The sequence below is a fragment of the Actinokineospora baliensis genome (assembly GCF_016907695.1).
Lineage (GTDB): Bacteria > Actinomycetota > Actinomycetes > Mycobacteriales > Pseudonocardiaceae > Actinokineospora > Actinokineospora baliensis.
On the sequence record NZ_JAFBCK010000001.1, the window covers coordinates 6,597,633 to 6,613,108 of the forward strand.

The window sequence follows — 15,476 nt, forward strand, 5'->3', positions numbered from 1 at the left end:
CGCGAGCGCCTTTGCCCGCGGGGCCGTTGTCCTGGGGCCGGTCAGACCAGGGGGCGGTCGGTCGGCTCGATCGGGCGGGGCAGGACGGTGCGCTGGGTCAGGTAGGCGTCCACCCCGGCGGCCGCGGACCGGCCCTCGGCGATGGCCCACACGATCAGCGACTGGCCGCGGCCCATGTCGCCCGCGGTGAACACGCCGCCGACCGAGGTCTGGAAGTCCCGGCCGCGGGCGACGTTGCCCCGGTCGTCGAGGTCGACGCCCAGGTCGGTGAGCAGTGCGCCCTTCTCCGGGCCGACGAACCCCATGGCCAGGGTGACCAGGTCGGCCGGGATCTCCCGCTCGGAGCCCGCGACCGGGGTGAACCGGCCGTCGACCAGTTCGACCTCGGCGAGCCGCAGCGCGCGGACGTTGCCGTCGGCGTCGCCGACGAACTCGGTGGTGGACACCGAGTACACGCGCTCGCCGCCCTCCTCGTGGGCCGAGGTCACCCGGTACAGCAGCGGGTAGGTCGGCCACGGGGTGACCGCGGCCCTGGCCTCCGGCGGCCGCGGCATGATCTCCAGCTGGGTCACCGACGCCGCGCCTTGGCGGTGCGCCGTGCCGACGCAGTCCGCGCCGGTGTCGCCGCCGCCGATGACCACCACGTGCTTGCCCGCGGCGTGGATGGGCGAGCGGTCAAGCTGACCGGCCGCGACCTTGTTGGCGGGTGGCAGGTACTCCATCGCCTGGTGCACCCCGGCCAGCTCGCGCCCGGGGATGGGCAGGTCGCGCCACGCGGTGGCCCCACCGGCGAGCACCACGGCGTCGAACTCGGCCCGCAGCCGGGCGGCGGTGATGTCCACGCCGACGTCGACGCCGGTGCGGAACTCGGTGCCCTCCGCGCGCATCTGCTCCAGCCGCCGGTCCAGCCGGGCCTTCTCCATCTTGAACTCGGGGATGCCGTAGCGCAGCAACCCGCCGATGGCGTCCGCCCGCTCGAAGACCACCACGTCGTGGCCCGCGCGGCTGAGCTGCTGCGCCGCGGCCAGGCCCGCCGGGCCGGACCCGACGACGGCGACCTTCTTGCCGGTGCGGGTCGCGGGCAGCTGCGGGGTGATCCAGCCCTCGTCCCAGGCGCGGTCGACGATCGACACCTCGACCCGCTTGATCGACACCGGGTCGTCGTTGATGCCCAGCACGCAGGCCGACTCGCACGGCGCCGGGCACAGCGTGCCGGTGAACTCGGGGAAGTTGTTGGTCGCGTGCAGCCGCTCGGCCGCCCGCTGCCAGTCCTGCCGCCACACCAGGGTGTTCCACTCCGGGATCAGGTTCCCCAGCGGACAACCCTGGTGGCAGAACGGGATCCCGCAGTCCATGCAGCGCCCGGCCTGCTTCTGGACGCGCTCGTTGCCGAACTCGTCGTAGACCTCGCGCCAGTCCTTCAAGCGGAGGAAAACCGGCCGGTGCTGGGCGTTCTCGCGCTTGGTGGTCAGAAAGCCCTTGGGGTCAGCCATGTGCGGCCTCCATGATCGCCTGGTCGATGTCGCGGCCCTCGGCCTCGGCGGCCGCGCGCGCGGCGAGCACCCGCTTGTAGTCGGTCGGCATGACCTTGGTGAACCGGCTGACCTCGTTGTCCCAGTCCGCCAGCAGCGCCCGGCCCACCGCCGAGTCGGTCTCGGCGACGTGCCTGGCCACGACCTCCCGCAGGAAGTCGCTGTCCTCCACGGTGAGCGGGTCGAGGTCAACCATCTCCGGGTTGACCCGCGCCGGGTTCAGGTCCAGCGCGTAGGCGATGCCGCCGGACATGCCCGCCGCGAAGTTGCGCCCGGTCGGACCGAGCACGACAACGCGGCCACCGGTCATGTACTCGCAGCCGTGGTCGCCGACGCCCTCCACGACCGCCAGCGCGCCGGAGTTGCGCACCGCGAACCGCTCGCCGACCTTGCCGCGCAGGAACACCTCACCGGAGGTGGCGCCGTAGGCGATCACGTTGCCCGCGATCACGTGCTGCTCGGCGGCGAACTGCGCGTCCGGGTGCGGCCGCACGGTGATCCGCCCGCCCGAGAGGCCCTTGCCGACGTAGTCGTTGCCGTCGCCGACCAGCCGCAGCGTCACGCCGCGGGGCAGGAACGCGCCGAACGACTGGCCCGCGGTACCGGTGAAGGTCACGTCGATGGTGTCGTCGGGCAGCCCTTCGCCGCCCCAGCGCTTGGTCACCTCGGAGCCGAGCATGGTGCCGACGGTCCGGTTGACGTTGCGCACGGGCAGTTCCAGCCGCACCTTGTCGCCCGAGGACAGCGCGCCCTCGGCCAACTGGATCAGCGTGTTGTCCAGCGCCCGCGCCAGGCCGTGGTCCTGCGCGACGGCCTGGTGGCGCACCGCGCGCGGCTCCAGCGGCGGCACGAAGAAGATCGGCGTCAGGTCGAGCCCAGCCGCCTTCCAGTGGTCCACCGCGGCCCGGGTGTCGAGCAGCTCGGCGTGCCCCACGGCCTCCTGGATCGACCGGAAGCCCAACGCCGCCAGGTACTCGCGCACCTCCTGGGCGATGAACTCGAAGAAGTTCACCACGTACTCGGCCTTGCCGGAGAACCGCGCCCGCAGCACCGGGTTCTGCGTCGCGACGCCCACCGGGCAGGTGTCGAGGTGGCACACGCGCATCATCACGCAGCCCGACACCACCAGCGGCGCCGTCGCGAACCCGAACTCCTCGGCGCCCAGCAGCATCGCGACCATCACGTCGCGGCCAGTCTTGAGCTGGCCGTCGGTCTGCACCACGATCCGGTCGCGCAGCCGGTTGGCCAGCAGCGTCTGCTGCGTCTCGGCCAGGCCGAGCTCCCACGGACCGCCCGCGTGCTTGATCGACGACAGCGGGGAGGCCCCGGTGCCGCCGTCGTGCCCGGAGATCAGCACGACGTCCGCGTGCGCCTTGGACACCCCCGCGGCCACCGTGCCGACACCGACCTCGGACACCAGCTTCACGTGGATGCGGGCCGCCGGGTTGGCGTTCTTCAGGTCGTGGATCAGCTGCGCGAGGTCCTCGATGGAGTAGATGTCGTGGTGCGGCGGCGGCGAGATCAGCCCGACGCCCGGGGTGGAGTGCCTGGTCCGCGCGATCCACGGGTACACCTTGGTGCCCGGGAGCTGACCGCCCTCCCCCGGCTTGGCGCCCTGGGCCATCTTGATCTGGATGTCGTCGGCGTTCACCAGGTACTCGCTGGTCACCCCGAACCGACCGGACGCCACCTGCTTGATCGCCGAACGCCTGGCCGGGTCGTAGAGCCGCTCCGGGTCCTCGCCGCCCTCACCGGTGTTGGACTTGGCGCCCAACCGGTTCATGGCGATCGCCAGCGTCTCGTGCATCTCCTGGGAGATCGAACCGTAGGAGATGGCCCCGGTGCCGAACCGCTTGACGATCTCGCTGACCGGCTCGACCTCCTCGATCGGCACCGGCGGCCGCACGCCCTCCTTGAACGAGAACAGCCCGCGCAGCGTCTTGAGCGCCGCGGACTGGTCGTCGACCGTGCGGGTGTACTGCTTGAAGACGTCGTAGCGGCCCGCGCGGGTCGAGTGCTGCAGCCGGAACACCGTCTCCGGGTTGAACAGGTGCGGCTCGCCCTCGCGCCGCCACTGGTAGTCACCGCCCACCGCCAGCTCGCGGTGGTCGGCGTGCACGCCGTCGGTCGGGTAGGCCACCGCGTGCCGCTGCCGCACCTCCTCGGCCAGCACGTCGAACCCGATGCCGCCCAGCCGCGAGGTGGTCCCGGTGAAGCACGCGTCCACCACCTCGGCGCCGAGGCCGAGCGCCTCGAAGATCTGCGCACCGTGGTAGGAGGCCACAGTGGACACACCCATCTTGGACATGGTCTTGCGCACGCCCTTGCCCAGCGCCTTGATCAGGTTCCGGGTGGCCGCACCGGCGTCGGTGCCCGCGACGAGGCCGCGCTTGGCCATGTCCTCCACGGTCGCCATGGCCAAGTACGGGTTCACCGCGGACGCGCCGTAACCGATCAGCAGCGCCACGTGGTGCACCTCGCGCGCGTCACCGGACTCCACCACCAGGCTCACCTGGCTGCGCGTCTTCTCCCGCACCAGGTGCTGGTGCACCGCGCCGACCAGCAGCAGCGACGGGATCGGCGCCAGGCTCGCGTCCACGCCGCGGTCCGAGAGCACCACGACCCTGGCGCCCGCCCTGATCACCGCCGACACCTCGGCCCGGATCTCGTCGAGCTGCTCGCGCAGCGCGTCACCGCCGCCGCGCACGTCGAAGCGGCCGTGCACCGTCGCCGAGCGGTACTCCGGCAGGTCGCCGTCGTCGTCGGCGTGCACGATCTTGGCGAGTTCGTCGTTGTCGAGCACCGGGAACGGCAGCGTGATCCGGCGGCACGAGTCCGCGGTGCCCGCCAGCAGGTTCGGCTCGGCGCCGAGCTGGGTGCCCAGCGAGGTCACCAGCTCCTCGCGGATCGCGTCCAGCGGCGGGTTGGTCACCTGGGCGAAGAGCTGGCTGAAGTAGTCGAACAGCGGCCGCTGCGCGCGCGAGAGCGGGGCGAGCGGGGCGTCGTTGCCCATCGAGCCGATCGGCTCGGCACCGGTGCGCGCCATCGGTTCCAACAGGACCGACAGCTCCTCCTCGGTGTAGCCGAACGCCTGCTGGCCGCGCACCAGCGACGAGTGCGACGGGATCTCCCTGGTCCGCGCCGGGAGCTGCGCCAGCGGCAGCAGCCCCTTGGCGACCCACTCCCGGTACGGGTGCTCGGCGGCCAACTGGCCCTTGATCTCGTCGTCGTCGACCACCCGACCGGTTGCGGTGTCGACCAAGAACATCCGGCCCGGCTCAAGGCGGCCCTTGCGCACGATCGTCGTCGGGTCGATGTCGAGCACGCCGACCTCGCTGGCCAGCACGACCAGGCCGTCCTCGGTCACCCAGTAACGAGCCGGGCGCAGGCCGTTGCGGTCGAGCACGGCACCGATCTGGGTGCCGTCGGTGAAGGCGACCAGCGCGGGCCCGTCCCACGGCTCCATCAGCGTCGAGTGGAACTCGTAGAACGCCCGGCGCGCCGGGTCCATCTCGGTGTGGTTCTCCCACGCCTCCGGGATCATCATCAGCACCGCGTGCGGCAGGCTCCGACCACCCAGGTGCAGCAGCTCCAGCACCTCGTCGAAGGACGCGGAGTCGCTGGCGCCCCTGGTGATGACCGGGAAGATCCGCTTGAGGTCACCGGGGATCAGGTCGCTGGCCAGCGTCGACTCGCGCGCGTCCATCCAGTTCCGGTTGCCGCGCAGGGTGTTGATCTCGCCGTTGTGCGCGACGTAGCGGTACGGGTGCGCCAGCGGCCACGACGGGAAGGTGTTGGTGGAGAACCGGGAGTGCACCAGGCCGATCGAGCTGGTCACCCGCTCGTCGGACAGGTCGGGGAAGAACAGCTCGACCTGCGGCTCGGTGAGCATCCCCTTGTAGACGATCGTCCGCGACGACAGCGAGGCGAAGTACACGTCCGAGCCGTGCTCGGCCCGCTTGCGCACGCAGAACGCCAGCCGCTCCAGGGCCAGCCCGTCCACGCCGTCGGCCGCGGCCAGGAACAGCTGGGCGAAGTGCGGCATGACCGCGGCGGCCGAGGCACCGGCGTGCTCGCGGTTGACCGGGAGTTCGCGCCACCCCAGCACGACGGCGCCCTCTTCGGCGGCGATGGCCTCGATGGCAGCGACGACCTCGGCCCGCTCGGCCTCGTCGGTGGGCAGGAACGCGGTGCCCACCGCGTACGCACCGGGGTCGGGCAGGGCGAATCCGGTGACGGCGCGGTAGAACGCGTCGGGCACCTGGATCAGGATCCCGGCGCCGTCGCCGGTGTCGGGCTCGGCGCCGCGGGCGCCGCGGTGTTCGAGGTTGCGCAGGGCGACGAGTGCTTTGGCGACGATGCCATGGTCTCGGCGGCCCGCGAGGTCGGCCACGAAGGCGACCCCGCAAGCGTCGTGCTCGTACTGCTCGTCGTAGAGACCACCCCTGAGGTGGTCTTGGCGGGTCGACATGACTAGCGGCCCTCCCAGTGCTCTGGATGCGCGCACACGGGCGTGCTTCGCGAGCGGCTGGGCGGGCACGGGTGCGCGGCACCAGCCGCGCGTTGGGCCCGGTGCCGCGCCTCGAAACGGTGCGGCGTCGTTGCTGTGGTGCCCGGGCTCGGGCGGTGGGCGCACTTCATCGTGCGGAATGTGTGGCGGCGCTGGGCGCCGCGGCGGTCCGGCGCTGTCGCCAGTGGCAGCGCGGGACCGAGAGGGGTGGCAGCGCACCTCGTCGTGCGGCCGGTCGTGGGTTCTCGGTCGTTTCTCCGGTGCGGAGTCGACCGTCACCCACGCGTGGTGCATTCCCGGGGTCATCCGGGGGTTCTCATGACAATAGTGTGAACTCGGCGTATCCGGGATAGGCCAAGCGGACCTCGTGGTGAACACCACGTGGTCTTGACCGGGTCAGCGGGCTCGACACGCGCGCTGACCTGGGCGGACGCGGCTCGGGAGCATTCCGGGCCGGTGGTGCGTTAAGAGGGTTATCCAGTGAAATACCCCGCCCGGTCGAGGAGTCGCCGCCGTGCCCGTCCTGTTGATCGTCCTGCTGGCAGTGGCCGCCGAGATCACCGTGATGGTCTCGGTCGGCAGCCTCATCGGCGTGCTGCCGACCATCGGTCTGCTCATCGCCGCCACCGTGCTCGGTGGTGTCCTGCTGCGCCGGGAGGGCACCCGCACCCTCGCCGCCCTGCGCGAGGCGGTGTTCCTGCGCCGCACCCCCGAGCGCGAGGTCGTCGACGGCATGCTCATCGCCGGGGCGGGCGTGCTGGTGGTGCTGCCCGGGTTCATCAGCGACGTGCTGGCCCTGCTGTTGCTGCTGCCGCCGACCAGGGCGCTGCTGCGCAACCGGATCATCCGCCGCGCGGAGCGGTCGCGGTCGGTGATCGTGGTGGACTCGGTGGTCGTCGACCCGGAGCCGCCGACTGTGATCCAGGGCACCGTGGAGCGCTGAGCACCGCCGGAGTCGTCGGAGGTTTAGACCAATCCTTCACCCTATGAGGTGATCCCCTTGCCGGCTGGCGCGAGGTGGGTGCCGGCAACGACCAGGATCGGCCCCATGCGATTCCTCCTGAGCACGGCCACCGCCTTGGTCCTGACGACCGCCGCCGTGACCCCCGCCGCCGCCACCGGCCACGGCGTCTTCGAAACCTGGCGCGACGGCGCCAAGGCGGTCACCTACGACACGCAGAAGGTCCCCGTCGGCGCCCGCGTGGCGGTCGTGCCGATCGCCTCCGGCCGCAAGACCAGCGTGGTGCTGTGGGTGCACGGCCTGCTCCCCTACCGCCACTACGGCGCCCACGTCCACGTCAAACCGTGCGGCCCCACCCCCGCCGACGCCGGACCCCACTTCCAGGACGTCCCCGACCCCGTCCAACCGTCCGTGGACCCCGCCTACGCCAACCCCCGCAACGAAATCTGGCTCGACTTCGCCACCGACGGCAAGGGCTCCGCCATAGCCGTCGCCAACGTCCTCTGGCGCTTCGGCCCCCGCCCCGCCGCCGCCGTGGTGATCCACAACGAACACACCCACACCGCCCCCGGCGAAGCAGGCACAGCAGGCCCCCGCTTGGCCTGCGTCAACACCCGCTTCCCCTAACCCCGGATGACGGAGCGAGTCAACCCCGCCAGCCCAACCACCGCTCCCAGAAACCGCTGGTGCCAAGCCAGCCCACCGACCCAGCCCCGCCAGCCCGGCCACCGCTCCTCGGAGGCCGCCCGCATGCTCTGCTCGATGGGGTGGACCTGTTTTGTGTGGGGGAGCGACACCCGTAGCCTGACCGGCGGCTGGCTGGGCCGTCCCTTTGGCCCCCAGCTTTTCAGGCCCAGCACGGGTGTCGCAGGGGCCCAGCACAAAACAGGTCCACCCCATCGAGCCCACCGCACCACCACGGCCACCGCTCCCAGAAGCAACCCACCCAACCCAGCCCACCGAGCCAACCCCGCCAGCCCAACCACTGGACACTCGGAGCTTCGGTGCCATCCCAGCCGCCCTACCCCGACGCCAGAAGCAACCACTGGACACTCGGAAGTCGCTGGTGCCAACTGCTCGATGAGGTGGACCTGTTTTGTGTGGGGAAGCGGCAGTCGTAGCGTTCCTGCGCGGACAGGGCCACGCTCTTCGGCCCCAGCTTTGCGGTCCTGCCACGGCTGTCGTAGGGGCCCCACGCAAAACAGGTCCACCACATCGAGCCTGCACTCAAATCGCGACCGGGCCCGATGCCGAAGGCGAGGCGACCTCAGCACTCGATGACGTTGAGCGCCAACCCGCCCCGCGCCGTCTCCTTGTACTTCGTGTGCATGTCCGCGCCCGTCTCCCGCATCGTCTTGATGACCTTGTCCAGGTGCACCACATGCGTTCCATCACCGCGCAACGCCATCCGCGAAGCGTTGATCGCCTTCGTCGACCCGACAGCGTTGCGCTCGATGCACGGGATCTGCACCAGACCACCCACCGGGTCGCAGGTCAGGCCCAGGTGGTGTTCCAGGCCGATCTCGGCGGCGTTCTCCACCTGCGCGACCGTCCCGCCCAGGACCGCGGTGAGGCCCGCAGCGGCCATGGCGCAGGCGGAGCCCACTTCGCCCTGGCAGCCCACTTCGGCGCCGGAGATGGAGCCGGTTTCCTTGAGCACCACGCCGATCGCGGCGGCGGTGAGCAGGAAGTCGATCACGCCGTTGTCGTTGGCGGCGGAGAGGAAGCGGGTGTAGTAGTGCAGGACGGCGGGGATGATGCCCGCGGCGCCGTTGGTGGGGGCGGTGACGACCCGGCCGCCGGAGGCGTTCTCCTCGTTGACGGCCAGGGCGAACAGGCTCACCCAGTCCATGACGTAGAGCGGGTCGCCTTCGCCGCTCTCGGAGACGAGCTTGTCGTGCAGGGCCTTGGCGCGGCGCGGGACCTTGAGGCCGCCGGGCAGCACACCGTCCTGCTCGCAGCCGCGGGTGACGCAGTCCTGCATGACCTGCCAGATGTGCATCAGGCCTGCGCGAACCTCGTCCTCGGTGCGCCACACCAGCTCGTTGGCCATCATGACCTGGGCGATGGACTTGCCGGTGACCTCGCAGTGGGTCAGCAGGTCGGCCGCGGTGCGGAACGGGTACGGGACCGGCGTGGTGTCCGCGGAGATGACCGGGCCGTCGGCCGCGGACTCGTCGAGGACGAAACCGCCGCCCACGGAGTAGTAGGTGCGGCTGGCCAGTTCGCCGCCGTCGGCGTCCCAGGCGGCGAAGGTCATGCCGTTGGGGTGCAGCGGCAGGGACTTGCGCCGGTGCATGACGAGGTCGTCGTCTTCGGCGAAGGGGATCTCGTGGGTGCCCAGCAGGCGGATGCGGCCGGACTCGCGGATCGCGGCCACCCGGCCGGGCACCGACTCGGTGTCGACCTCCTCCGGGCGCTCGCCCTCCAGGCCGAGCAGCACGGCCTTGTCGCTGCCGTGGCCGTGGCCGGTGGCCCCCAGCGAGCCGAACAGCTCCGCGCGGACCCTGGCCACCCCGGGCAGCTGCCCGGCTTCGCGCAAGCCCTCGACGAACATCACCGCGGCCCGCATCGGGCCGACGGTGTGCGAGCTCGACGGGCCAATGCCCACGCTGAACATGTCGAAGACGCTGACCGCCACCACTAACCTCCTTGTTCGGCCCCGGGGTCGCGCCGGGTCTCGGCGCGACCCCGGGACGGGCGATCCCTAGCCCAGCTCCGGGTAGAGCGGGCGGCGGCGCACCAGGGTGGCCACGCGCTCGCGCAGCTCGGCCCCGGTCGCCTCGTCGAGCTGCGGCCGCAGCGCGACCGCGATCACGTCGGCGACCTCGGCGAAGTCCTCGGCGTCGAAGCCGCGGGTGGCCAGCGCCGGGGTGCCGATGCGCAGCCCCGAGGTGACCATCGGCGGCCGCGGGTCGAACGGGACCGCGTTGCGGTTGACCGTGATCCCGATCGAGTGCAGCCGGTCCTCGGCCTGCTGGCCGTCGAGCTCGGACTCGACCAGGTCGACCAGCACCAGGTGCACGTCGGTGCCGCCGCTGAGCACCTTGACGCCCGCCGCGGCGCAGTCGGCCGCGGTGAGGCGGTCGGCCAGGATCCGCGCGCCCTCGAGCACCCGGCGCTGCCGCTCGGCGAACTCCTCGGTCGCGGCGACCTTGAACGCCACCGCCTTGGCGGCGATCACGTGCTCGAGCGGGCCGCCCTGCTGGCCGGGGAACACCGCCGAGTTGACCTTCTTGGCCAGCTCCTTGGTGCACAGCACCACCCCGCCGCGCGGACCGCCGAGGGTCTTGTGCGTGGTGGTGGTGACCAGCTGCGCGTGCGGCACCGGGTTCGGGTGCAGCCCGGCGGCGACCAGACCGGCGAAGTGCGCCATGTCGACCATGAGCAGCGCGCCGACCGAGTCGGCGATGCGGCGGAACTCGGCGAAGTCGAGGTGCCGCGGGTAGGCCGACCAGCCTGCCACGATCAGCTTCGGGTTGTGCTCCTTGGCCAGCCGCTCGACCTCGCCCATGTCGACGCGGCCGGTCTCGCGGTCGCTGTGGTAGGCGACCACGTTGTAGAGCTTGCCGGAGAAGTTGATCTTCATCCCGTGCGTCAGGTGCCCGCCGTGCGCCAGGTCCAGGCCGAGGATCGTGTCGCCGGGCTTGAGCACGGCGAACATCGCCGCGGCGTTGGCCGAGGCGCCCGAGTGCGGCTGGACGTTGGCGTGCTCGGCGCCGAAGAGCGCCTTGACCCGGTCGATGGCCAGCTGCTCGACCACGTCGACGTGCTCGCAGCCGCCGTAGTAGCGCTTGCCGGGGTAGCCCTCGGCGTACTTGTTGGTCAGCACCGAGCCCTGCGCCTCGAGCACGCCCACCGGGGCGAAGTTCTCCGAGGCGATCATCTCCAGGGTCGACTGCTGGCGGTGCAGCTCGTCGGCGACCGCGGCGGCGATCTCCGGGTCGACCTCGGCCAGGTGCTGGTTGAACGTGGGTGTGCCCGCCATCAGCCCTCCTTGGTGTGCTCGGCGTACGCGGCGGCGGTGAGCAGCTCCGGCTCGCCGTCGACGCGGAAGCGGAAGAGCCAGCCGTCGCCGAACGGGTCGGTGTTGACCAGCTCGGGGGTGTCCACGACCGCCTCGTTGATCTCCACGACCACCCCGTCGCCCGGGGCGAACAGGTCGGAGACGGACTTGGTCGACTCGATCTCCCCGCACGCCTCGCCGGTGGTCAGGGTGGCGCCCACCTCGGGCAGCTGCACGTACACCACGTCACCGAGGGCGTCGGCGGCGTACTTGGTGACGCCGACGGTGGCCGAGGCCGGATCGGCGAGGTCGACCCACTCGTGGTCGGTGGTGTAGCCGAGGTTCTCCGGGTTGCTCATGGGTTCTCGATCTCCTGGGTTCAGGCTTGACGCTGGTAGAAGGGCAGCTTGACGACCTCGACCGGCGCGCCGGTGCCGCGGATGTCCACGGTGAGCGCGGTACCCGGCTCGCTGACCGCGACCGGCACGTAGGCCATCGCGATCGGGTGGCCGAGCGTCGGCGAGAGCGCGCCGCTGGTGACCGTACCGACCTGGGCGCCGTCCCCGTCGAGCACGGCGTACCCGTGTCGGGGGGCGCGCTTGCCGGACCCGATCAGCCCCACCAGCACCTTGGTCTCGACGTCGGCGTCGCGGCGGCGCTCCAGCGCCTCCTTGCCGACGAACCCGCCGGGCTTGTCGAACTTCACGACCCGGCCGAGACCGGCGTCGAACGGGGTGAACGAGGCGCTGAGCTCGTTGCCGTAGAGCGGCATCCCGGCCTCCAGCCGCAGCGTGTCGCGGCAGGCGAGCCCGGCGGGCAGCAGGCCGTGCTCCTGGCCCACCTCGGTGAGCAGCCGCCACACCTCGGGGGCCTTGGCACCGTCCACATAGACCTCGAAGCCGTCCTCGCCGGTGTAGCCGGTGCGGGCGAGCAGGATGTCGATGCCCGCGATGGCCGACGGGACGCTGGCGTAGTAGGCGAGCGCGTCGAGGTCGGCGTCGGTCACCGAGCCGATGATCGCCGTCGAGGTGGGGCCCTGGACGGCGATCAGCGCCAGCGAGGCGGAGCGGTCGTCGACCTCGACGGCGAACCCGTCGGCGCGCTCGCGCAGCGCGGCGGCCACGGTCGCGGCGTTGGAGGCGTTGGCGACGACCATGTACTTGTCGGCGGCCAGCCGGTAGACGACCAGGTCGTCGAGGACACCGCCCTCGTCGTCGCAGATCATCGTGTAGCGGGCCTTGCCCGGCTTCACCGCCGAGAGCTTGCCGACCAGGGCGAAGTCCAGCGCCTGGGCCGCCTCGGGGCCGGTCAGCTCGATCTCGCCCATGTGGCTGAGGTCGAACAGGCCCGACGCGGTGCGGACCGCCTTGTGCTCAGCCAGCTCGCTGCCGTAGCGCAGGGGCATCGACCAGCCCGCGAAGTCGGTGAACGAGGCACTCAGGGCCTCATGCACCGCGTGCAGCGGGGAGGGTGTGCTCATGGAAGTCGGTTCTCCTTCGGCGCGCCGGGAACAGTGCTGTCCGCAGCGTGGCACGCCGGGCGCGCGTGGTGCAGCGCGACCGGTCGAGCTGTGGATGAGTGTGATGGTTGTGGACAACCCGTGGGCTGTTCGCTGTATTGGGTGCGGGGGACGAGGGTCATGGGAGCTCCTGGGCAGCGCGCCGGGTGGACGATCCCGGCGCTGGAACTCCCCCTCTGTCATGGCACCTGAGAGCTTCGCCGCGAACGCGGCTTGCACCGTGGGTGAGGCGCCGAGATCGCGCCTGCTTTCCAGAGTGGCCTGGTGGGAACGGTAGCTTTACCTGAGAGATTGACGGGGAGTTTGCTCCTTCGGTGCCTCGACCAAGGTCGAGGGCTCTCCCGGTCCCACTCGTGCGGCCCGATATGTGGTTGTGGTCGCGAGACTAGTCGAGGCGGAACCCGAAAGGAAGTTCGAGCCGGTGCTGGGCCAGCAGGGCGGCGTCGGCGAGCAGGTCGCGGGTGCGGCCGTCGGCCACGATCACACCGTCATCGATGAGCACCGCGCGCGGGCACAGCTGCGCGGCGTAGGGCAGGTCGTGGGTGACCATGAGCATCGTGCGGCCCAGGCTGAGCAGCACCTCGGCGAGTTCGCGGCGGGCCCGCGGTTCCAGGTTGGCCGAGGGTTCGTCGAGCACGAGGATGTCCGGGTCGCAGGCCAGCACGGTGGCCAGCGCCACCCGGCGGCGTTGCCCGCCGGACAGGTGCATGGGTGAGCGCTCGGCGTGCTCGGCCATGCCGACGTCGTCGAGGGCGCGCTTGACCCGGGCGTCGAGTTCGGCCCCGCGCAACCCGAAGTTCGCGGGGCCGAAAGCGACGTCTTCACCGACCGTGGGCATGAACAGCTGGTCGTCTGGATCCTGAAAGACGATGCCGACCCGGCGGCGGACCTCTTTCGCATTCTGTTTATTGACCGGCAGTCCGGCGACCTCGACCTTGCCCTGTCCGGTCAGCACGCCATTGAGGTGCAGCACCAAGGTGGTCTTGCCGGCGCCGTTGGGGCCCAGGACCGCGACCCTCTCCCCCGGCTCCACCCGGAGGTTCACGCCGAAGAGGGCTTGGTGGCCGTCGGGGTAGGCGTAGGCGAGGCGTTCGACCAAGAGCGCGGGCGGTGTCACAGGGCCATGCCTAGCACGACGGCGGCCAGAGCCGTCGGCATGAGTCCCACGAGCCATGCCGTGCGCCCAGCGGGCCGTCCCTGGTCGGGCATGGAGCCGTTCCAGCCGCGCGACACCATGGCGAGGTGCACGCGCTCCCCGCGCTCGTAACTACGGATGAACAAGGTGCCGATGCCGCGCGCTGTCGCCCCCACCTGCCACAGGAAGCGGGGATCGTGGCCCCGGCAGATGCGCGCGATCCGCATGCGACGGGCTTCGGCGGCGATGACGTCCAAGTAGCGCAACATAAGAGTGGCGATGGTGACGACCATCTTCGGTACCCGCAGCCGCTGCAGACCGACGATCAGCTCCCCCGGCATCGTGGTGGCAGCCAGCGTAAGAGAGATCAGAACGCCGAGGGTTCCCTTGACGAGGATGTTCCAGCCGGACAGTAGGCCGTGCTCGGACAGCGTTAGGCCCAACACGTAGACCGTAGGACCACCTGCGACGAACGGAAACACGAGCGCGAGAACCACGAAAGGCAACTCGATCAGTGCGCGCTTGGCCAGCCACCCGGGTGGGATCCGCGCGAACACCCAAACTCCGGCCAAGAGGGCCAAGTAGAGCCCGAACGCCCAGAATCTGTCCCTAGGAGTCGTGACGACACACAACGCCCCCGCAACCGCCGCGACCATCTTGACCTGCGGTGGAAGTCGGTGCACCGGTGAGTCACCAGGCCGGTACAGCGGGTGCGAGTGCCCCCCGCTCACTTGGTGGGGCGCCTGCGCAGCACCCAGAACAGCCCACCGGCGACAACAACGGTCAGCACGACGCCGATCACACCCGCCAGTCCGGTGGTGCCTTCACCACCGTCGACGGCGTAGTCAGCCAGCGGGCTCCCCGCGAGCTGGTGGTCCTTTGCGTTCTGCGCGATGCAGCTGCCCTGCAACTGCTCGCCCTCCGCGGTCTCCACGACCTCGCAGCCCTTGAGTGTGGCGTGGTCGAGCCCGTCCGGGTTCGAATCGGCCAGGTAGGACACAGCGCCCGCCAGGACGAGGGCCACGAGGAGGAACCCGAGCAGGAACGACAGGTTGCGGGTCTTCGTGCTCGTCATGCCGAGGTCCCTTCACGCACTTCCAGGGGGCGGCTGGTGCCGCGCAGCAGGTACACCAGGTCCGGCCGGACGGCGGCGACCGCGCCCACGGTGAGCGCGGTGATGACGCCCTCGCCGATGCCGATGAGGCAGTGCACGCCCACCACCGTCGCGGTGACCCCACCGAGGCTGAACGCCGGGTCTCCCCCGATGGCGAACTCGAGCACGAAGCCGAGCGAGGCGATCACGGTGTTCAGCAACGCCGCGACGAACGCGACGACGACCAGCCCGACCTTGCCGCTGGTGAACCGCTTGAGCAGGGTCGCGACCGCGAACCCGGCGGCCGTGCCGATCAGGGCCATGTTGGTGATGTTCGCGCCCAGCGCGGTCACCCCGCCGTCGGCGAACACCAGCGCCTGCACCACCAGCACGATCGACACGCACAGCGCCCCGACCCACGGTCCAACCAGGATCGCCGCCAGCGCACCGCCGAGCAGGTGCCCGGAGACCCCGGGCAGCACCGGGAAGTTCAGCATCTGCGTCGCGAAGACGAACGCGGCCACCAACCCGGCCAACGGCGCGGTCCGGTCGTCGAGGTCGTTGCGCGCCCGCGCCGCCGCGACCGCCAACCCGACCACGGCGACCCCGACGAACAACAGCGAGGTCGTCGTGTTGAGCAACCCGTCACTCATGTGCATGGCGACCGAACGGGTCATCAGCGCACCTCCGGGACATCGGGCCAGCGGGGACTGGAGCGGA

Annotated in this window: 12 protein-coding genes and 2 riboswitches; of the genes, 2 read left to right on the forward strand and 10 right to left on the reverse strand. The window is 71.0% G+C overall.

Annotated elements, in window-relative coordinates; translation table 11 throughout:
* Positions 1–41 precede the first annotated feature (41 nt).
* On the reverse strand, positions 42–1,493 hold the full coding sequence (locus JOD54_RS29170) for a glutamate synthase subunit beta (protein ID WP_204455164.1): 1,452 nt from the start codon (positions 1,491–1,493) through the stop codon (positions 42–44).
* Positions 1,486–6,003, reverse strand: coding sequence for a glutamate synthase large subunit (gene gltB, locus JOD54_RS29175; protein WP_204455165.1), 4,518 nt, complete (start codon positions 6,001–6,003; stop codon positions 1,486–1,488). Before gltB ends, JOD54_RS29170 begins: the two co-directional genes overlap by 8 nt.
* Positions 6,004–6,556: 553 nt before the next feature.
* On the opposite strand from gltB, the gene JOD54_RS29180 reads away from it, so the two are divergent.
* The gene (locus JOD54_RS29180; RefSeq protein WP_307860374.1) at positions 6,557–6,985 is read left to right on the forward strand and encodes an FxsA family protein; all 429 of its coding nucleotides are present in this window, start codon (positions 6,557–6,559) and stop codon (positions 6,983–6,985) included.
* Positions 6,986–7,090: 105 nt separating this feature from the next.
* Entirely contained in the window at positions 7,091–7,630 is a 540-nt protein-coding gene (locus JOD54_RS29185) for a superoxide dismutase (RefSeq protein ID WP_204455166.1), read from the forward strand.
* A 640-nt stretch (positions 7,631–8,270) separates the two neighbouring features.
* On the opposite strand, the gene JOD54_RS29190 is transcribed toward JOD54_RS29185, so the two are convergent.
* From JOD54_RS29190 to JOD54_RS29225, 8 genes are all read right to left on the reverse strand, one after another.
* Complete coding sequence (locus JOD54_RS29190) at positions 8,271–9,644, reverse strand: L-serine ammonia-lyase (RefSeq protein WP_204455167.1); 1,374 nt, start codon at positions 9,642–9,644, stop codon at positions 8,271–8,273.
* Positions 9,645–9,710: 66 nt separating this feature from the next.
* On the reverse strand, positions 9,711–10,991 hold the full coding sequence (glyA, locus tag JOD54_RS29195) for a serine hydroxymethyltransferase (RefSeq protein WP_204455168.1): 1,281 nt from the start codon (positions 10,989–10,991) through the stop codon (positions 9,711–9,713).
* Positions 10,991–11,368 (reverse strand): glycine cleavage system protein GcvH, encoded by a 378-nt coding sequence (gene gcvH / locus JOD54_RS29200; protein WP_204455169.1) that lies wholly within the window; start codon positions 11,366–11,368, stop codon positions 10,991–10,993. Before gcvH ends, glyA begins: the two co-directional genes overlap by 1 nt.
* 20 nt (positions 11,369–11,388) lie before the next feature.
* Positions 11,389–12,489: a glycine cleavage system aminomethyltransferase GcvT gene (gcvT, locus tag JOD54_RS29205; protein ID WP_204455170.1), complete on the reverse strand. Its 1,101-nt coding sequence runs from the start codon at positions 12,487–12,489 to the stop codon at positions 11,389–11,391.
* Between the two features lie 205 nt (positions 12,490–12,694).
* A riboswitch (glycine riboswitch) is annotated at positions 12,695–12,789 on the reverse strand.
* Positions 12,790–12,882, reverse strand: a riboswitch (glycine riboswitch).
* Positions 12,883–12,913: 31 nt separating this feature from the next.
* Complete coding sequence (locus JOD54_RS29210; RefSeq protein WP_239573548.1) at positions 12,914–13,702, reverse strand: energy-coupling factor ABC transporter ATP-binding protein; 789 nt, start codon at positions 13,700–13,702, stop codon at positions 12,914–12,916.
* Positions 13,642–14,319, reverse strand: coding sequence for a cobalt ECF transporter T component CbiQ (gene cbiQ / locus JOD54_RS29215; RefSeq protein ID WP_372440419.1), 678 nt, complete (start codon positions 14,317–14,319; stop codon positions 13,642–13,644). Before cbiQ ends, JOD54_RS29210 begins: the two co-directional genes overlap by 61 nt.
* A gap of 71 nt (positions 14,320–14,390) precedes the next feature.
* Positions 14,391–14,738 (reverse strand): PDGLE domain-containing protein, encoded by a 348-nt coding sequence (locus tag JOD54_RS29220; RefSeq protein ID WP_204455173.1) that lies wholly within the window; start codon positions 14,736–14,738, stop codon positions 14,391–14,393.
* Positions 14,735–15,433, reverse strand: a complete 699-nt coding sequence (locus JOD54_RS29225; RefSeq protein WP_204455174.1) for an energy-coupling factor ABC transporter permease — start codon at positions 15,431–15,433, stop codon at positions 14,735–14,737. Before JOD54_RS29225 ends, JOD54_RS29220 begins: the two co-directional genes overlap by 4 nt.
* Positions 15,434–15,476 lie beyond the last annotated feature (43 nt).